Genomic DNA, 17624 nt, shown 5'->3' with positions numbered 1-17624 from the left:
TCGGAGGAGAGAACCCATGACAGTTCAGCACTTCACACCGGAAGGCATGCTGCAGCCGGTCCCGTACCACCACGTCGCCGTGGGCACCGGGGCGAAGCACGTCCACGTCAGCGGACAGGTCGCACGTCAGGGCAACGGGACTCCTGTCGCGCCGGGTGATCTGGCCGGGCAGGTCGCCCATGCCCTGCGCAACACGGCCGTCGGACTGGCGGGCGCTGGTGCGACGTTCGCAGACGTGCTGCGCCTGACGTTCTACGTGACCCAGTGGGCGCCGGAGAAGATCGGCGACTTCATGGCCGGCGTGGAGGCCGTTGCCGCGGAAATCGGCCTGCCGACTCCCATGCCTCCGGCATCCCTCATCGGCGTCGAGTATCTCTTCGAGCCGGACGTGCTCGTCGAGGTCGAGGCGACCGCGATCCTGGACTGACCCTCGGGTCGGGCCTTTCCGGCAGCCTCGGCACAGCCGGGTGAAGGCGGTGTCCGTGCACGGGCCATGGAGATCGGGCCGGCCGGACGGATCAGCCGTTGCGGAGGATCGGTCCGGCCCGCGGCTCCTTTACCGTCGGCACGCATGGTGCGCAGTTCCTGCTGGGGCGCGGCAGCGGTTGGCCCGGTGCCCCTCCGGCCCGAGCCGTCCCAACGGAACCGTCGACGCCGCCGACGCGCGGCTACTGGTTGACCGACCGCATCCCCGCCTCGTCGTACCGCTCCCCCGCCGCCTCCGGCAGTTCCGCGGCGATGCGTGCCAGGTCGTCCTCGGTCAGCTGGACGTCGACCGCTCCGGCGTTCTGCTCCAGGTAGGTGCGGCGCTTGGTGCCCGGGATCGGGACCAGGTGCTCGCCCTGGGCCAGTACCCAGGCGATGGCCAGCTGGGCGGGGGTCACCTCCTTCTCGGCGGCGATCTCCTTGACCTTGGCCGCCAGGCGCAGGTTCGCCTCCAGGTTGGCGTCCTGAAAGCGCGGGTTCTCACGGCGCCAGTCGTTCGCGTCCAGTTCGTCCGGCGTGGTGAACCGCCCGGCGAGGAAGCCCCGCCCGAGCGGCGAGTACGGCACGAAGCCGATCCCCAGCTCCCGGCAGGCGGGCAGCACCTCGGCCTCCACGTCCCGCGACCACAGCGAGTACTCGCTCTGCACGGCCGTGACCGGGTGCACGGCATGAGCCCGCCGGATGGTCTCCGCGCTCGCCTCGCTCAGCCCGACGTACCGCACCTTGCCCTCGGCAACCAGCTCGCCCAGCGCGCCGACGGTCTCCTCGATGGGCACCTTCGGGTCGACCCGGTGCTGGTAGTACAGGTCGATGTGGTCGGTGCCCAGGCGCTGCAGGGAACCGTGGACCGAGCTGCGCACATGCTCGGCCGAGCCGTCCTGCGGGCCGACGGTGCTGATGTCGCCGGGTACGGCGTTGTCCATCCGGTAGTTGAACTTGGTCGCGATCACGTACTCGTCGCGGTGGCCCCGGATCGCCTCGCCGACCAGTGACTCGTTGGTGAGGGGGCCGTACATCTGGGCCGTGTCGAGGAAGGTGATGCCGAGGTCGAGAGCGCGCCGGATGGTGGCGATGCCCTCGTCCTCGTCGGCGGAGCCGTAGAACGCGGACATGCCCATGCATCCCAGGCCGATGGCCGACACCTCGAGGTCCCTCAGACTGCGCTTCTGCATGACGTGTCCCAGTCCTTCCCTGCATGTTCGTTCGTCGTCCCAGCGGCGTGATCGCCGCTCGTCCATCTAGCGACAGATGGCGCCGACCGGCATCCCGAGCCGGTGCCGCGTGGCCGGTGCGCCGTCTCCGTCGCCACGACGCTACGGCCTGGAGTGCGCTCCAGCGCAAGCGCTCGGCGGGCGGACCGACCACGTGCGAGGGGCTGCTGGAGAAATGCGGCTACGAACCCGTCAGGGAAGCCCCCTCCCGGCTGCGGCTGCGCAACTGCCCGTTCCACCCTCTGGCCGCGAAGGCCCCCGACCTGGTGTGCGGCATGAACCAGGCCTTCCTCAGCGGCTGTCTCACCGGCGTCGAGGTCAGCGGAGTCCAGGCCGTCCTGGCTCCCCAGCCCGGCGAGTGCTGCGTACGGCTGTGCCCGAACGACACCGGCCGCGACGATCCCACACCGGGTTACGTGTAGCCGCCGCGGCGTGGCAGCCCGTGTTCGTCGCGCAGCATCTCCTCCGTGGTGACCGGCACCTGCCGCTGTTCGTGCAGGGCGGTGGAGGTTTCGTTGCCGGTGACGGTCGCAGCCTCCTCGTCGCCGATGTTGCGGATGTTGATGCCGTGCATGTTGTGCTGCGCGTGGATCAGTTCGTGCCCGTAGACCAGGAAGGCGGGCGAGACGGCCTCACCCTCGTGCGCGCCCTCGCTGTCCCGCAGGCCGTGCGGCACGGCGACGACGCTGGTGCTGCCCCTGCCGGGGGCGTTGGGGCCGGAGGCGAGCCCTTCGGGCGTGTCGACGGCTGCCTCGGCGCCGACCACGCTGTTGCCGCCCATGAACTCGATCTGCTCGGGGTGGAAGGGCACCACGCCCACCATGGCCGCGCCGGCGCCCGCGCGCCCGGTGGTGAGACCGTCGACCAGGTCCCGGCCGTGCTGCCGGGAGAGCAGCCGGGCGTGGTGGGACAGCATCTGGTCCTCGAAGCCCGGCAGCGGCGCGGGCGTACGGTCCTCGCCGAACGGCCGTGGGGTCGACGAGGACCGGATGCCCTGTCCGCCGACCACCCGCGACCAGATGTGCGACAGTTGCGCCAGGCCCTCGGCGTCCTGAGGACCGATGTCGGCGCCGACGGGACGCAGGTTGAACCGGCGCAGGATGCCCACGTACTCGATGTGCCGCTGCTGGATCTCGTCGAGCAGGGCCTTCAGCGCGGTGGTACGCGGGTTGGTCGTCCGGCCGGCCGGGCCGTCGGCGCGGAACTGGCCGTAGACCATGTGCTCGGCGGTGTCCAGAGACATGCCGAGGTCGTCGCAGTGCTTCTGCTGGCTCGCCCTGCCCCGCAGCCGGAACCCGAACCCCTGGGCCGCGGCGATCAAGGACCGGGCGGTCCCCAGCATCTCCTCCACCGCGTCGACGATGTGCTGGATCTCCGGGTCGGCCGTCGTGGTCCGCTGCACCGTCGCCACGGGGTCCCTGTGCCGCTGGACCGTCCGGGCCACCGCTTCGTTGCCGACGGTCCGCTGGAGGTCCTGGACGCCCGCGGGGCTCAGGTCCCGCAGGGGCGGCCGGACGGTCGCCGCCGCGGACCGCTGCCGCCCGGCCCCGGTCTCCTCGACCGCGCCGGGCCGTGTCTGCGCGCGCACGCCACTTCTCCTTCATGTCCGCCAGGGCAGAGACGGAGAATCGTCCACTCCTGTCGGCCCGTGGGGAAGGGTCCGGGGGGGCATGCCCGGGGGCAGACAGTGGAGGTACGCGGGGCGCGTGTCCGGGACGAGGGCGCCCCCGGCTCATGAGCGGCTTTGCGCCCCGGGCACACCGCGGCCCGGGTACGCGGGGTTGCGTGCCCGGGCCGTGCGGGGACCGGTCCCCTGGAGCGGGCCGGTGGCGGTGTCAGACGGTGACGGACGGTGCCGGTCAGGCGCCGTGGGGCAGGGGGGCGGCCGGGCTGACCAGACCTGCGGTGCGCAGGTCGGTCCAGAAGGCGGCCGGGATGTTCTCGTTCAGTGCGGCGCTGTCCTCGGCGATGCGGCTGGGGCGTGAGGCGCCGGGGATGACGGCGGCGGCTGCCGGGTGGGCCAGGGAGAACTGGAGTGCGGCGGCCTTGATGCTGATGCCGTGCTGGTCGGTGAGGGCCGTGAGGCGCTTGACCTTCTCGATGATCTCCGGCGGGGCCTGCTGGTACTCGAAGTTGGTGCCGCCGGCGAGGATGCCGGAGCTGTAGGGGCCGCCGACGATCATGTCGACGTTCTGCTCCAGGGCCAGGGGCAGCAGCCGCTGGAGGGCGTGGGCGTGGTCGAGGAGGGTGTAGCGGCCGGCGAGGAGGAAGCCGTCGGGCCTGGGCTCGTCGAGGGCGAGGGTCATCTCGATGGGTTCGGTCTTGTTCACGCCCAGACCCCAGGCCTTGATGACGCCCTCGTCGCGCAGGCGGGTCAGTACGCGGAAGGCACCGGTGCGGGCCTCCTCGAACTTCTGGACCCAGGCGTCGCCGTGGAAGTCCTGGGCGATGTCGTGGACCCAGACGACGTCGAGGCGGTCCACACCGAGGCGCTTGAGGCTGCCCTCGATGGAACGCTCGGTGGCGTCGGCGGTCCATTCGTGGAGGACCTTGTTGGGGTTGCCGTGTTCGAACAGGCCACCCTTCTCGCCGAAGTCGGGGACGTCCGTCTCGTGCTCGTCGAGGATGACCCGGCCGACCTTGGTCGACAGGACGTAGGAGTCACGGGGTTTGGCCGAGAGGACCTGGCCGAGACGCTCCTCGGCGAGGCCGGCGCCGTAGAAGGGGGCGGTGTCGTAGTAGCGGATGCCCTGGTCCCAGGCGGCCTCGACGGTTGCGCGGGCGTCCTCGTCGGGGATCGCGCGGAACATGTTGCCCAGCGGGGCGGTGCCGAAGCCGAGACGGCCGGGAAGGATTTCCTTCAGGGACATGCGTGATTGCCTTTTCGATCGAATGCCTCGGGGTGAGACGAGGCTGGGGGTGCAGCTGCCTTCCGGTGCGGCGATCCCCTGAACGGGGCCGGGGCACGGGGAGAGGACGCCCGCCGGGGCGGCACAGAACCCATGTAGTTGCAGTTGCGCCTTACAGGTGAGGACAATAATTGCAGACGCTTGCTAAAGCAAGAGGGGCTGCCGGACGACCGTCAGGGGGCGGTCGTCGGGGGCCGCCATCGGCGCCGAGCGCCCGGCCCGTGGCCGGATGGAAGAGCACGTCGCCGACGCGGTCGTCCTCGGTCGGCCCGAAGCTCCTGGAATGGGCCGGCCGACCAACGACACGGCCTGCGGGAGACCGGTTGTTACCCGGGCGGCTCCCGGTCGTTCCCCGGGCTCCGGGCCGAGTGCGAGGGCGCGGTGTGCTCTGCTGGACGGCAGGGGGGCCTGTCGGCAGGGGCGGGGAAGGGGATGCCGTGGACGCTGGTGGTGCGACCGCGTGGGCGGTCGCGGTGACCCGTGTGGTGGGCACCCCGCTCTCCGCCCTGCCGACCCGGCGGGCCGCCGATCGCAGCCGGCTGCGCGAGCTGCACCGCGCCGAACGGCGGTGCACGGTTGACGAGGAGGAGGCCGTACGGCGTGGCACGCACCTGGCGCTGAACATGTCCGCGCGGCACTGTCTCCCCCCGCTCAGTGACGGAGCGCGCGGGCGGTCGGCTCATCGAGGCGCGCGATCGCTGCACTACGGGTCCGACTTCGCTCTCCGCGGCGTGAGATGAGACGGACTCCGGGGGTGTCCGTGGCGGATTCCGGGCATTGTCCCAATTCCCCGGACGACCGGGAGCCGGCGCGCCCGTCCCGACTGTCGGACGACGTGGGAGCGGGCCAGGACATGGAGGGGGACGATGGACGGAACGGAGAACGGCGGCCTGCGGGCTCTGCACATGTGGGTGATCGAGGCGATGGGGCGTGCCGTGCGGCTGCTCCCCTCGGAAGAGCGCCCGGCCCCGGACCGGGCCGAGTTGGACAGTGTCGTGACGGAACTCGCCCAACTGGAAGGCGCGTTGGCCCACGACGAACGTCTGCGGAGCCAGATCGTCGTGCAGCGGGGCGTGATGCTCGCTCTGCGTCATCTCTCGGCCGACGGGGACGCGGAGGACCGCCGCGAGGCCCAGCGGCTGCTGCGTCTGGCGCGACAGCCCGGCGCGCCCACGGACACGGAGAGCCGGAGGTACGCCGCGTACTGGCTGGCGATGCTGGGCTTTCCCCTGCTGCGGCTGGGAGGCGGGATCGGCAGGGCCCCGGCTCCCGCGGACGCCCTTGCCTGGTACAACAGGCTGAGCAGCGAGGAGAAGGACGCGCTGTTCGCCGAGTTGAGCGAGCTGCTGCCCGACATCCGGGCTCTGGACCTGCCGCCGGAGGCGGCGAGCGCCATGGACCAGTTGGCGAAGATGCTGGACATACTCAACGGTGTGGATCAGCCGGGCGGCATTGCCCGGCTGTTCGACGCGTTGCCCGACGGCTTCCCGCACGCGGCGGAGGTGCGCCGGCTGTTCAACGACGGCAGCGGGCCCCCGGCCGCCGAGAAGGGGGCGCGGCCGGGGAGGGCGCCGCATGACCGTCTCGCTGACACCGGCACCCCTCGGCCACCCACGCCGACGCCACCGGCTGGGGCGGAGCAGTCGCAGTACGACGGCCTTTCCGACTCCGCGATGGACGCCGTGGCAGCCGCAGCGGACGCCGAGGAGACTGTGTCGGCGCTCCTGTCCGGGCTGGGCGTCGCCGGATCCGGGGATCCCGATCTGCTGAACCGGACACTCGGCGGCCTGCTCGACTCCAGTGGCAACACGTCCCTGGACGACTCCGTGGCCGCATCCTTCCGGATCGCGGCCGCGGGCCTGCTCAACGTCGGCGCCGGGCTGGGCGGAAACCTGGCCGATGGTGAGGCGGGGAGGGAAGCGCTCGAGCGGGTGGCTCCGGAGTTGGAGTCCATGGCCGCGACCGTCCTTGGGACGTTCGGTGGCGAGGGGACCGTCCTTGCCCGGATACCCGCCCTGCTGCTGCGTCTGGTTAAGGCCAAGGAGGCCCGGGACGCGGCCGAACTGGACGCAGTCGTCGCCGAACTGACGCGGTTGGAGGGCACCACCCGCCCCGATGACCTGTTCCACGCCCTGCTGATGGCCGCCCTGGCCCAGGCCCATCTGGGGCGGGCCGCGCTCATCGGGGACACCGCCTCCCTGCGCCGCTCCTTCGCCTACATGGATCGGCTCGAGGAGGCCGCCGCCGACGCGCCTCCGGTGCTGCGCACCCAGCTGAACACGGCCATGTCGCGCAACCGGGCACTGCGGGCGCGTCTCACCCGTGACCCCGCGCTCCTGCGGGGAGACTTGTCCACGCCGTCCGAGGCCACCACCTCGGAGCGCTGGTTCGCCTCCCAGTCCCTTGTCACCCGCTACGAGCTGCACGGCGACCCCGCCGACCTGGATGCCGCCATCGCCGAGCTGGAACAGGTCCGCGACGCGCTCACCCGGGGCGAGCGGCACTACTTCGCGGCCGACGCCCTGTGGCGGCTCGCGGAGGTGTACCAGACCCGCTGGGCGCGGCGGAACCTGGAGGACCAGGCCGCGGCCACCGGTGCGGCGATGGAGGGGCTCAACTCACTCGCCGCGGACGTGGTGCTGCAACGTGGTGCCGAGCACGGCCTCGCCAAGGCCCGTTCCGGCGCGGACCGGGGCGTGCGGGCCGCACTGTGGTCGGCGCAGAACGGCCTGGTGGAGGAGACCGTCGCGGCCCTGGAGTTGGGCCGGGCTCTGGTGCTGCACGCCGCCTCGGTCTCCGCCGCCGTACCCGAGCTGCTGGAAGCCCGAGGCCATCATGACATCGCCCAGGCCTGGCGGCGCTGGGGTGCGGCCCAAGGTCGCGGGCCCGCCGACGAGCTGCCCCGAGAACTGCCCAGCACGCTGCGCCGCCAGGCCCTCGAAGCCCTCGGTTACCGGCAGCAGGGTGCCCTGTTCAGCACTCCGACCGTGGCGGAGCTCCGGGCCGGACTCGCCGACGCGGAAGCCGACGCGCTCTTCTATCTGCTGCCCGGCCACGGAGGGAAGCCCGGCATGGCGGTCGTCGTCGGCCCCGACACCGGGACCGGCGTCCTCCAGCTTCCCCTGCTCTCCGACACCGCGTCCGCGCCGCTGGACGCCTACCTCCAAGCCGCGAACACGCGCTCCGAGGACGACCCGGACACCGTGGCGGCCTGGGAGCAGGCCCTGTCGGACCTGCTCGACTGGGCGTATGACGCCGCAGTCGGCCAACTGATCAGCGCCATGGCGCAGCGGCTTGCGACCAATGAAGAGCGGCGCCGTGGCCGTCCGGGACCGCCCCGCATCGTGCTGGTGCCCTGTGGCCGCCTCGGTGTCGTGCCCTGGCACGCCGCCCGGATGCCGCAGACCGCGCGGGCGGAGCACGCCTGCCAGATCATGGTGATCACCTACGCGGCCTCCGGCGGCCAGTTCCTGCGCACGATCCGCCGCGGCCGTCGGGCCCCCGATGCCGACCCCGTCCTCGTGGCCGACCCGCGCTTCGATCTGACTCACGCCGAGCGGGAGGCGACCGCGCTGCACACCGCGTACTACCCCGGCGCCCGGCTGATGGGCGAGTTCTACGAGCCGCCCGCCGAGCCGGTGGCGGCCGGCACCCCCGAGGACCTCCTCGGACTGCTCGAGCAACCGCTGTCCCTGCTGCACATCGCCTCGCACGGTTCCGCGGGTGTCGACCCCACCCAGTCTGCCCTGCACCTGGCGTTCCCGGAGGGCACCGAGCGCCTCCCGCCCGACCATGGAGCGCGGACGCTGCCCGACCCCGGCATGCTGACCGTGACCCGGCTCCTTGACGCCGCGCCGGACGAAAGGCCGTCCGAGGAGGGGCCGTTGGTGGTGCTCAGCGCCTGTGAGACGGACCTGACCAAGCACGACCACGACGAGGCGCTCACGCTCACCACGGCGTTCGTGGCGAGTGGCGCACGCGATGTCGTCGGCTCGCGCTGGACCACCCGGGACGGGGCCTCGGCACTGATGATGGGCGTGTTCCACCACCTGCTCGCGGTCGACGGACTCTCCCCGGCCGACGCGCTGCACATGACCCAGCGGTGGATGCTCGACCCGAACCGCAAGGCACCGCCCCGGCTCAGCCCCGATCTGATCCGGGAGATGGAGAACCCGGAGCTGGACCGGCCCGCCCTGTGGGCGGCGTTCATCCACCAGGGACATCCCGGACCGGCCTGACGGCGGCACCCGACGGAGACGGGCACAGGGTGAGCATCAACGGAACCGCGCGGGATCACCGGAACCGGCGCTCCGCCCGGCGAGTACGCCGGTTCCGGCCCGCGCGCGCGGCAGCTTCCGTAGCATGGCGCCATGGTCCTCAGCCGACGCCGCACCACCGCCCCGCGGTCCCGTGTGCTCGTCCTCCACGGCTGTTGTTGATCCCCACCGAGTGATCCGCGCCGCGCGGTTTCCGTCCACCCGCCGGGAGGGCGCACCGCGCCGGTGCCGAGCGCCGCTCCCGGGCACCTTTCCCGCCCGGGGCCGTCCACCTCGATCTCCGCGTCCCCGACGCACCGTCCATCCTCGGTGAGGGCCGTGCTCCGGGCGAAAGGCAGGCCGCCATGCGTATCTCCGAAACCGCTCACGACCGCCGCAGACTCCGCCAGTGGCTGGCCGGCGAGGCCCGTGCCGACGGCGTCGCCCGCCGCGACATGCTCCGGCTCCTCGCGGCCGCCGGACTGGCCGGTGCCGCCACCGCGGCGCCGGGCCCCCTCGCGCGGGCCGCCGACCGAGCCGTCACCGCGGCCGGGATCGTCAAGCCTCTGCCCGAGGCGTGGTTCACCGTCCGCGGTACCAACGCCGAGACCCGGTTCACCGCCCTCGCCGGGACCGGCTACCACACCCCCAACGAGCGGTTCTTCGTCCGGAACCACACCACGACGCCCGTCCTCGATGCCGCCGACTGGTCGCTCACCGTCTGGGGCGACGGCCTCCGCCACGGCCGCCCCGTCGAGTTCTCCCTCGACGACCTGAAGACGTTCCCGGCCGTCTCGCACAGCGCGTTCGTGGAGTGCGCGGGCAACGGACGCAGTCTGTTCACCACCCAGCAGGGCCAGTCCGTCAGCGGCACCGCCTGGACGCTCGGCGCGATCGGCGCCGCCCGCTGGCGCGGTGTCCGCCTCGCCGACGTCCTCAGGCGGGCCGGCCTGGACCGGCGCGCCGTGGACGTCATGCCGCGCGGTCTCGACGCCCCCTACGCCACCGCCGACGGCACCGACCTCGGCCGGGTCCGCCGTCCGCTGCCGCTGTCCAAGGCCCTCGACGACGTCCTGCTGGTCCACGAGATGAACGGCGAGCCGCTGCCGCCCGACCACGGGCACCCCGTGCGGCTCCTGGTGCCGTCCTGGATCGGCATCGCCTCCATCAAGTGGATCGGCGACATCGAGGTGGCGGCGCAGCCCCTCTACTCGCCCTGGAACACCGACTTCTACCGGCTCTTCGGGGACGCCCACCCGGCCGGCGGCAGCGCCCCGCTGACCCGGCAGACCGTCAAGAGCGCCTTCGAGCTGGACCGGGAGGCGCACCTGCCCGCGGGCACCACGCACCGGCTCACCGGGCGTTCCTGGTCCGGGGCCGGGGGCGTCGTCCGGGTCGAGGTCAGTACCGACGGCGGTACCACCTGGGGCGAGGCGCGGCTGCACGACAGGCCGCGCCGGGACGGCTGGGTCCGCTGGTCCACCCGGTGGCGGCCGTCGGCCCCCGGCCCCTACACCCTGCTGGCCCGGGCCACCGACAGCACCGGACGGACCCAGCCGGACGCCACCGCCGCCAACACGCAGGGCTACCTCTTCGACGCAGTGGTCCGCCACCCGGTGCACGTCGTCTGAGCCGACAGCCACGTGATTCCCGCTCTTTGGGAGCCAGTTACTGGGAGGTCGTTCCAGGTTTCGTGTGGAGGATCTCGCGGGCCTGGTCCGCGGCGCGGGCGATGCTTTCGGAGACGAAGTCGACGAAGCGGGCGATGTTCTCCAGGCGGGCGGCGGCCGGGGTGTCGGGGCCGAGGACGCCGACGCCCTGCCGGGCGACCTCGCCGAGGTGGGCGGTGGCGCGGGCGCTGGCCATCATGGACTGATACATGACGTCGTCGTCGACGACGTAGCGCTCGCGGCGGCGTTCGTCGCGTTCCCGGCGGATGAGGCCCTGGCTCTCGAGGAACGTGACCGCCTTGGAGACGGATGCCGGACTGATCTGGAGACCGTCGGCGAGTTCGGACGCGGTGAGGCTGCCGGCGTCGGTGGTGTAGAGGCCGGCCAGCACCCGGGCCGTCATCCTGGGCAGGCCCGACTGCATGAAGACGGTGGTGAACATCTCCGCGTACTCACGTACGGCTTCGGCGTCGCGTCCGTGGGTCTGCGGGGGTGTGCTGGGGTTCCGGGGTGCGGCCTTTCTGCGGCGGTGGGTTCGGTGTTCGGTGGCGCGGTGGGCGAGGTCGGCGCGGTAGGCGGTGGGACCGCCGTTGCGCATCACCTCGCGCGTGACCGTCGAGGTCGGGCGCTCGAGGCGCCTGGCGATCTCCGCGTAGGCGAGCCCGTCGGCCAGCCCCAGCGCGATCTGCTGGCGTTCCTGCTGGGTGAGTCTGCCTCCCGGCATCGCGGTCTCCTCCGTGGTCCGTGGTGTCTCCAAGATAGCGTTCACTCTCCATTCATTGCAACGGACGAGTGAGGGTTGTTGCGTTAGATCTCAAAGTCGTTGCAACGAAATTGCCTCATCTACCTGCGAGTACAGCAGACTTGAACAACGAGCTGATTGCCACTTCAAGAAAGGCAACGTAGCTTTTCCTCCATCGGAAACAACGAGTCGAAGGAGAGAACGATGCAGAAGTTCGACACCCCCGCCCCGGTGACCACCGTCCTCGACGTCCCCGCCGGCCGCGTCCGGTTCATCGCCGCCGACCGGACCGACACCGTGGTCGAGGTCCTCCCCGCGAACGCCTCCAAGAGCCGTGACGTGAAGGCGGCGGAGCAGACCCAGGTCACCTACGGCGACGACGTCCTGCGGATCAAGGGCCCGGAGGCGAAGAACGAGATCCTCGGCCCTTCCGGATCCATCGAGGTGACCGTCCAACTGCCCGCCGGCTCCCACATCGAGGCGAAGACGGCCCTCGGTGAGTTCCGGGGTGTCGGACGGCTCGGTGACGTCTCCTTCGAGGGCGCCCAGGGCTCGGTCAAGCTCGACGAGACCGCGAGCGCCCGCCTCACCCTCCAGTCCGGCGACGTCTCGGTCGGCCGCCTCGGCGGCTCCGCGCAGATCAGCACCCAGAAGGGCGACCTCCGCGTCAATGAGGCCGTGGGCGGCACGGTCACCCTGCGCACCGAGTCCGGCGAGATCTCGGTCGGCGCCGCGCGCGGAGTCTCCGCCTCCCTGGACGCCGGCACCTCCTACGGCCGGATCCACAACGCGCTCCGGAACACCGACGGCGCCGACGCCGCCCTGACCATCCACGCGACCACCGCCTACGGCGACATCAGCGCCCGCAGCCTGTAAGAGGGCACCCTGCGGCGATCCCGCCCGCTCGACCGAATCCCATAACACTTCCGAAGGAGCACACCACCATGTCCAGCACTCTTGCCGACCGGGACCGCCCTGAGCTGCGGAAGGCCATCGAGGAGATGGTCCAGTCCGGCTTCACCGGAGTGACGATGCACGTGCACGACGAGCAGGGCGAGTGGAGCGGCAGCGCCGGGGTGCGCGAACTGGGCGAGACCGCGAAGCCACCGGTGAACGGGCACGTCCGGATAGGCAGCAACACCAAGACCTTCACCGCGACCGTGGTGCTGCAACTGGTGGCCGAGGGCACGGTCGGGCTGGACACCCCGGTGGCCGACCACCTGCCCGGGTTCGGGCTGGACCCGAGGATCACCGTGCGGATGCTGCTGCAGCACACCAGCGGCGTGTTCAACTTCACCGGCGAGTACTACGACGACGGGACGTTCGCGCCGGGGATCTCCGCCACGACCGCGGGCCGGGAGTGGGTGGACAACCGGTTCAGGACCTACCGGCCGGAAGAGCTGGTACGGCTGGCGTTGTCCAAGCCGGCGCGCTTCGAGCCGGGGACGGACTGGAGCTATTCCAACACCAACTACGTACTGGCCAGACTGCTGGTCGAGAAGGTCACCGGCCGCTCGCTCGCCGAGGAGATGCAACGGCTGATCCTGGGACCGCTCGGACTGTCGGACACCGTGGTGCCGGACACCAGCCCGGAGATCCCCGAACCGCACGCCCACGCCTACTACCGCTACGAGGACGCCGGCCGGCAGGAGACGGTCGACGTCACCCGCCAGAACCCCTCGTGGATCTCCACCGGCGGAGACATGATCTCCACGCCCCAGGACCTGCACACGTTCATCTCCGCGCTGATGGGCGGCAAGCTCCTGCCGGCCCCGCTGCTGGCCGAGATGTGCAAGCCGCATCCCAAGGCCGGCTACGGCCTGGGGGTGTTCGTGCAGGACACGGGCGAGGACGGCGGCACCGTCATCACCCACAACGGCGGCATGGCGGGCCACGCGGCGCTGATGTACAGCACGCCCGACGGCAGCAGGACCCTGACCGCCGGGCTGAACTACGTCGACGACACGGCAATGTCCATGGCAGCGGCGTTCCAGGAGGCGACGCAAAGGCTCGTCAAGGAGGTGTTCGGCGGCGGGCAGGCCGGGGCGGCCGACGCGGCCGAGCCGGCTCGGTAGACGGGCCGAGCGGCGCGGATCCGCACGGGCCAGGTCGGCTCAGTGATCACCAGGGATCCGGATGAGCCGGTCAGCGCATGACAAAGCGGGGCGCAGCGCTCTCGGGCGATGCGCTCCGCCCCAGTCATGTCATGACCGGCCTCCGGGCACGTGGTGGTTCACACCCCGCATTGTTCGAAACGCTCGAACGTTCCCTTCCGTATTCTTCATCGCAGGGTGAGCGGGGTCCCGGATGCGATGTGGGACAGTTTCGCGGGGTTGCGGACGAAGTAGAGGCCGGTGATGCGGCCGGCCTCCACGCGGACCGCCACGATGCCGTCCAGCTCACCGTCCAGGTGGACGACCAGCGCCGGGCTGCCGTTGACCACGGCGGGGCCGAAAACGAGCGGGATCGGAGTCTTGCCGAGGCCGCCGACCAGGATCCTGGCCACCTTGTCGGCGCCGACGATCGGCCGCAGCGCAGCGTGCTTCACGCCGCCTCCGTCGCCCATGTAGACGACCTCAGGTGCGAGCACGTCGAGCAGGCCCTGCAGGTCCCCGCCCTCCAGCGCCCGCAGGAACGACTCCAGGGCCGCCCGCGTCTCGTTCTGGGAAATCACCTGGCGAGGACGCCGGGCGTCCACGTGCCGGCGGGCCCGGTGCGCGATCTGGCGGACGGCCGCCGGGGTCTTGTCGACCGCCGCCGCGATCTCGTCGTAGCCGACATCGAAGACCTCGCGCAGCACGAAAACGGCCCGTTCGGTCGGTGACAACGTCTCCAGGACGAGCATCACCGCCATCGACACGCTCTCGGCGAGCTCGACGTCCTGGGCCACGTCCGGCGCGGTCAGCAGCGGCTCCGGCAGCCACGGGCCCACGTACGACTCCCTGCGCCGCGACATCGTGCGCAGCCGGTTGAGCGCCTGCCGGGTCGTGATCCGGACCAGGTACGCGCGCTGGTCGCGCACCTGCTCCAGGTCAACCTCGACCCACCGCAGCCAGGTTTCCTGCAGGACGTCCTCGGCGTCGGCCGCCGAGCCGAGCATCTCGTACGCGACGGTGAAGAGCAGATTGCGGTGGGCGACGAATGTCTCGGTCGCCCGGTCAACGGCGTGATCATTACTCATGTCCTGAGCATCTCCCCCCGGCCGGCGCGGACCTAGGAATTCCGTTCGGCGACGGCCGGCGCCTCGGCGTTCAAGGCCTCCAGCGCCTGTTGGCGCCCGGCCCCTCCCTTCATGCGGTGCAATCCGTACCCACCGGGCTTGTGCGCCTCGTCGGCCAGGTGCTTCACGATGCCCTTGCACACGGCCTCCTTCATCTTCGCGCCGAGGCGACCGTCGATGTGGAGCCACACCGCGACGTCGGACCTGTTGCCGAACTGGAAGATGCCGGTGTTCCGGCCCAGGCTGATGCACTGCGCTCCGAACGACTGGTTGAGGGGCGCGGGCTGCTCCCCCGCCAGCCGGCTGAGGACCGTGTCGGCGGCCCGCGCACCCAGCGGCATCGCCGCCTGGCAGCTCATCCGCAGCGGCAGGCCCGACGGCGCCGCCGAGTCCCCGGCCGCGACGATGCGCTCGTCGTCCACGCTCGTCAGCGTCTCGTCCGTGAGCAGCCGGCCCAGGGCGTCGACGCTCAGCCCACTGCGCGCAGCCAGGTCGGGTACGCCGAAGCCGGCGGTCCAGATGGTCACCGTGCTCGGCAGCTCCCGGCCGTCGGCGAGCCGCACCGCATCACTCGTCACCGCCGTCACCTTCGCGTCGGGGCCCTCTACGACCGTGACTCCGAGAGCCGCCAGCCGCCCGGCCACCGAACGCCGTCCCCGCCGGTGCAAGTACGGTCCGAGCACGCCACCGCAGACCAGGGTCACGCTGCGGCCCTGATCCGCCAGCTCGGCAGCGGTCTCGATGCCCGTCGGACCGGCTCCGACCACCGTCACAGCGGCCGATGCGGGCTCGGCGTCGAGGACCGGCAGCAGGCGCTGCGCCTCCTCCAGGCCGGCGATCGGGTAGGCGAACTCGGCCGCCCCGGGCACGCGCGGGTCGGCGCTGCCACTGCCCACCGCGTAGACCAGGTAGTCGTAGCCGATCACCCCACCGTTCGCCAGCTCCACATCGCGCCCGGCCGCGTCGATCCGCGTCACGCTGTCGACCACGAGCCGGACGCGCTCCGCCAGGACCTCCCGGTAGTCGACGACGGCGGAGCCGGTCCCGCCCACGAGTTGGTGCAGGCGGACCCGGTGGACGAAGGTGGGGCGCGGATTGATCAGCGTCACGCTCAGGTCGCCGCGCTGCGTCAGGCGATTGGCCGCCATGACGCCGGCGTATCCGCCGCCGATCACAACCACGTCGATGTTCTCAGCCATGATGCCTCCCTCGTTTCGAGCGGTTCGGCCTCAAGACACCGCCTGATCGATCCCTGTGACAGCGTGTGAGTCAGATCACTTCACAGGAGCAGCCGTCTGGACGGGCTCCGACCCGACCGCCGGGACGCTGGAGCGAGGCCCCGACGGCGCTGCTCAGCCTGTCCATGTACCGCAGCTCGACAACCCAAAAATGAACGTGTTCAAATAAGGCCGTGTGTCTGGGGAGGGACGGAAAATGGGGAAGGCAGGACCGGGCAGATGGAGTGTCGGTCTGGGGGGCGTCGCGCTCGCGCTGACCGTGACGAGCGGGTGCAACCCGTACGGGTCCTACGCGGGCACCGGCGTGCACGACGCGACGGCCAGGGAGATCGCGGGTACTTGGACGTGCGTCGCGGGCACGCAGGTGACCCTGCGCCGCGACGGCACGGCCGTCTTCCGGCGGCTGGACGGCGCCGACTTCGACTTCGACGAGGGCTGGCGACTGTCGGGCACCGGAACCTGGCACCTCACCGACACCGGCGACGGCCAGGAGATCGACCTCGACCTGACCCGGCGGACCGGTCTGGACTACCGCGCGGATGCCCTGAGCGGCAACGACGACAGCTCGCCGGCCTCCCCCACGCACTACAGCTGGGACCTCTACGTGGACCGCGGAACGGACAAGGGACTACGGCTGTTCTTCTTCTACGGCGACCCGGACACCGGAAACAGATACGTACTGACCCGCCCCCGCACATGACCGCGCCTGAGATCCTCACGCGGCTGCGGCCCGACCTGCCGCGCGGGCACCGGACCGCAGCGATACTGTCCGAGCCGTCCTGGAGGGCTCACGCTTGGCGCGTTAACCTGAGGCGATGGACGAGGCGTTGGACGAGGGTCCTTTCTTTCACGGCACAAAGGCTGAGCTGCGGGTCGGAGATCACCTCACCGCCGGTTTCCGTTCCAACTACCGGCCCGAGATCGTGATGAACCACATCTACTTCACCGCGTTGCGCGACGGCGCGGGACTCGCCGCCGAACTCGCCGCCGGCGACGGGGCCCCACGGGTGTATGTCGTCGAACCGACCGGGGAGTTCGAGAACGATCCGAACGTCACCGACAAGAAGTTCCCCGGCAATCCCACCCGCTCCTATCGCAGCAGGGAACCGCTCCGGATCGTCGGCGAGGTCACCGACTGGACGCGACAGACACCCGAAGCCCTTCGCCTATGGCGAGATCGGCTGGCCGCGATTCTTCTGAGTGACCGCGCCGAGATCATCAACTGACACCGGTACGGCCCGGCTACCAGTTGGGGGGCACGTCGGATCCGAAGCCACCACCGGCCGGGCGCTTCTCCAGGTGGAGGTGAGGGCCGTTGGCGTTCCCGGTGGAGCCGACTTCTCCGACCTTCTGGCCGGCCTTGACCGAACCCCTGGTCACGGTCCGGTCCGAGAGGTGGCAGTAGTAGAAGTCGAATCCGCCGGCACGCAGCACGAGGAAGTCGCCGAAACTCTTGTCGTGTCCGATGCGGACGGTGCCGCTGAGTACGGCGAGGCACGGCTCGCCCTGCGGAGCGGCGTAGTCCGCGCCGGTGTGGTACCCCAGGCTCCAACGCGAACGAGGTCCCTTCATGCGATAGGGCGTGGTGACCCCGTGTCCGGGGACGGGAGACGCGACGCCTCTGCCGGAGGGCACGGTCGTGGTGGCGGGAACGTGCAGCTCGTCCCAAGAGGTCTTGCCGGGAATGCCGTCGGCGTCGGCGCCTTCGAACTTGAGCTTGCGCTGCCATGCGGCGAACGACTGCTGATCGACATCGGTCCACTCGGGACCAGGGCCTGCCCGGTACTTCCCGCATCCTTCCGCCACCAGGCGCCTGCCCATGGCGGTGATCACGGGACTCTTCTGACCCTTGTGAAAGAATGCCGTTCCGGGGAACGCTTGCGTCGCCATAA

General features: G+C 71.1%; 14 protein-coding genes and 2 pseudogenes. 8 read left to right on the top strand and 8 right to left on the bottom strand.

The annotated features are described in order from the left end of the window. The first annotated feature begins 16 nt into the window (after positions 1-16). Entirely contained in the window at positions 17-427 is a 411-nt protein-coding gene (locus ACFWJB_RS14750; protein WP_386922519.1) for a RidA family protein, read from the top strand. 241 nt (positions 428-668) lie between these two features. Here the strand turns inward: ACFWJB_RS14750 and ACFWJB_RS14745 are convergent, their stop codons facing one another. Then, positions 669-1658: an aldo/keto reductase gene (locus tag ACFWJB_RS14745; RefSeq protein ID WP_386922517.1), complete on the bottom strand. Its 990-nt coding sequence runs from the start codon at positions 1656-1658 to the stop codon at positions 669-671. 116 nt (positions 1659-1774) lie between these two features. Here ACFWJB_RS14745 and ACFWJB_RS14740 point away from each other — a divergent pair, with 116 nt between their 5' ends. After that, positions 1775-2119, top strand: a complete 345-nt coding sequence (locus ACFWJB_RS14740; protein ID WP_386922515.1) for a hypothetical protein — start codon at positions 1775-1777, stop codon at positions 2117-2119. Here ACFWJB_RS14740 and ACFWJB_RS14735 read toward each other — a convergent pair. Together ACFWJB_RS14735 and ACFWJB_RS14730 are read right to left on the bottom strand one after the other, a co-directional pair. Next, a complete protein-coding gene (locus tag ACFWJB_RS14735) occupies positions 2110-3285 on the bottom strand; it encodes a M91 family zinc metallopeptidase (protein WP_385464320.1) in 1176 nt (391 codons plus the stop codon). The two genes, ACFWJB_RS14740 and ACFWJB_RS14735, sit on opposite strands and share 10 nt — an antisense overlap. A 271-nt stretch (positions 3286-3556) precedes the next feature. After that, complete coding sequence (locus ACFWJB_RS14730) at positions 3557-4567, bottom strand: aldo/keto reductase (protein WP_385464323.1); 1011 nt, start codon at positions 4565-4567, stop codon at positions 3557-3559. 905 nt (positions 4568-5472) lie between these two features. On the opposite strand from ACFWJB_RS14730, the gene ACFWJB_RS14725 reads away from it, so the two are divergent. Then, positions 5473-8844: a CHAT domain-containing protein gene (locus tag ACFWJB_RS14725; RefSeq protein ID WP_386922512.1), complete on the top strand. Its 3372-nt coding sequence runs from the start codon at positions 5473-5475 to the stop codon at positions 8842-8844. Between the two features lie 383 nt (positions 8845-9227). Beyond that, entirely contained in the window at positions 9228-10493 is a 1266-nt protein-coding gene (locus ACFWJB_RS14720; protein WP_385464329.1) for a sulfite oxidase, read from the top strand. A 37-nt stretch (positions 10494-10530) separates the two neighbouring features. Here ACFWJB_RS14720 and ACFWJB_RS14715 read toward each other — a convergent pair whose 3' ends face one another. Next, entirely contained in the window at positions 10531-11256 is a 726-nt protein-coding gene (locus ACFWJB_RS14715) for a MarR family transcriptional regulator (protein WP_386922510.1), read from the bottom strand. A 222-nt stretch (positions 11257-11478) separates the two neighbouring features. Here ACFWJB_RS14715 and ACFWJB_RS14710 point away from each other — a divergent pair, with 222 nt between their 5' ends. Together ACFWJB_RS14710 and ACFWJB_RS14705 are read left to right on the top strand one after the other, a co-directional pair. Next, the gene (locus tag ACFWJB_RS14710) at positions 11479-12150 is read left to right on the top strand and encodes a DUF4097 family beta strand repeat-containing protein (protein WP_385464335.1); all 672 of its coding nucleotides are present in this window, start codon (positions 11479-11481) and stop codon (positions 12148-12150) included. 68 nt (positions 12151-12218) lie between these two features. Beyond that, entirely contained in the window at positions 12219-13349 is a 1131-nt protein-coding gene (locus tag ACFWJB_RS14705; protein WP_385464338.1) for a serine hydrolase domain-containing protein, read from the top strand. Between the two features lie 206 nt (positions 13350-13555). Here ACFWJB_RS14705 and ACFWJB_RS14700 read toward each other — a convergent pair whose 3' ends face one another. Both ACFWJB_RS14700 and ACFWJB_RS14695 read right to left on the bottom strand, forming a co-directional pair. Then, complete coding sequence (locus ACFWJB_RS14700; RefSeq protein ID WP_385464341.1) at positions 13556-14455, bottom strand: RNA polymerase sigma-70 factor; 900 nt, start codon at positions 14453-14455, stop codon at positions 13556-13558. A gap of 32 nt (positions 14456-14487) precedes the next feature. Continuing rightward, positions 14488-15693 (bottom strand): NAD(P)/FAD-dependent oxidoreductase, encoded by a 1206-nt coding sequence (locus ACFWJB_RS14695; protein ID WP_386922507.1) that lies wholly within the window; start codon positions 15691-15693, stop codon positions 14488-14490. Positions 15694-15928: 235 nt separating this feature from the next. On the opposite strand from ACFWJB_RS14695, the gene ACFWJB_RS14690 reads away from it, so the two are divergent. Both ACFWJB_RS14690 and arr read left to right on the top strand, forming a co-directional pair. Next, complete coding sequence (locus tag ACFWJB_RS14690; protein ID WP_386922505.1) at positions 15929-16432, top strand: hypothetical protein; 504 nt, start codon at positions 15929-15931, stop codon at positions 16430-16432. Between the two features lie 115 nt (positions 16433-16547). After that, positions 16548-16958, top strand: a complete 411-nt coding sequence (arr, locus tag ACFWJB_RS14685) for an NAD(+)--rifampin ADP-ribosyltransferase (protein WP_385464350.1) — start codon at positions 16548-16550, stop codon at positions 16956-16958. Positions 16959-16974: 16 nt separating this feature from the next. Here arr and ACFWJB_RS14680 read toward each other — a convergent pair. Both ACFWJB_RS14680 and ACFWJB_RS14675 read right to left on the bottom strand, forming a co-directional pair. Further along, positions 16975-17259: pseudogene (locus ACFWJB_RS14680) on the bottom strand (M23 family metallopeptidase); the annotation flags it as partial. Between the two features lie 120 nt (positions 17260-17379). Further along, positions 17380-17613: pseudogene (locus ACFWJB_RS14675) on the bottom strand (peptidoglycan-binding protein); the annotation flags it as partial. Positions 17614-17624: the final 11 nt, after the last annotated feature.

Source organism: Streptomyces sp. NPDC127100, from assembly GCF_042724095.1.
In the GTDB taxonomy this organism is placed as follows: Bacteria; Actinomycetota; Actinomycetes; order Streptomycetales; family Streptomycetaceae; genus Streptomyces.
Note: the sequence above shows the minus strand (reverse complement) of the source record. Positions and strands in the feature narration are given on the sequence as shown.

Coding starts and splice junctions, on each gene's coding strand:
- ACFWJB_RS14745 (WP_386922517.1), bottom strand. CDS start 1,658: ATGCAGAAGCGCAGTCTGAGGGACCTCGAGGTGTCGGCCATCGGCCTG.
- ACFWJB_RS14690 (WP_386922505.1), top strand. CDS start 15,929: ATGGGGAAGGCAGGACCGGGCAGATGGAGTGTCGGTCTGGGGGGCGTC.
- ACFWJB_RS14710 (WP_385464335.1), top strand. CDS start 11,479: ATGCAGAAGTTCGACACCCCCGCCCCGGTGACCACCGTCCTCGACGTC.
- ACFWJB_RS14715 (WP_386922510.1), bottom strand. CDS start 11,256: ATGCCGGGAGGCAGACTCACCCAGCAGGAACGCCAGCAGATCGCGCTG.
- ACFWJB_RS14705 (WP_385464338.1), top strand. CDS start 12,219: ATGTCCAGCACTCTTGCCGACCGGGACCGCCCTGAGCTGCGGAAGGCC.
- ACFWJB_RS14700 (WP_385464341.1), bottom strand. CDS start 14,455: ATGAGTAATGATCACGCCGTTGACCGGGCGACCGAGACATTCGTCGCC.
- ACFWJB_RS14720 (WP_385464329.1), top strand. CDS start 9,228: ATGCGTATCTCCGAAACCGCTCACGACCGCCGCAGACTCCGCCAGTGG.
- ACFWJB_RS14725 (WP_386922512.1), top strand. CDS start 5,473: ATGGACGGAACGGAGAACGGCGGCCTGCGGGCTCTGCACATGTGGGTG.
- arr (WP_385464350.1), top strand. CDS start 16,548: ATGGACGAGGCGTTGGACGAGGGTCCTTTCTTTCACGGCACAAAGGCT.
- ACFWJB_RS14695 (WP_386922507.1), bottom strand. CDS start 15,693: ATGGCTGAGAACATCGACGTGGTTGTGATCGGCGGCGGATACGCCGGC.
- ACFWJB_RS14750 (WP_386922519.1), top strand. CDS start 17: ATGACAGTTCAGCACTTCACACCGGAAGGCATGCTGCAGCCGGTCCCG.
- ACFWJB_RS14730 (WP_385464323.1), bottom strand. CDS start 4,567: ATGTCCCTGAAGGAAATCCTTCCCGGCCGTCTCGGCTTCGGCACCGCC.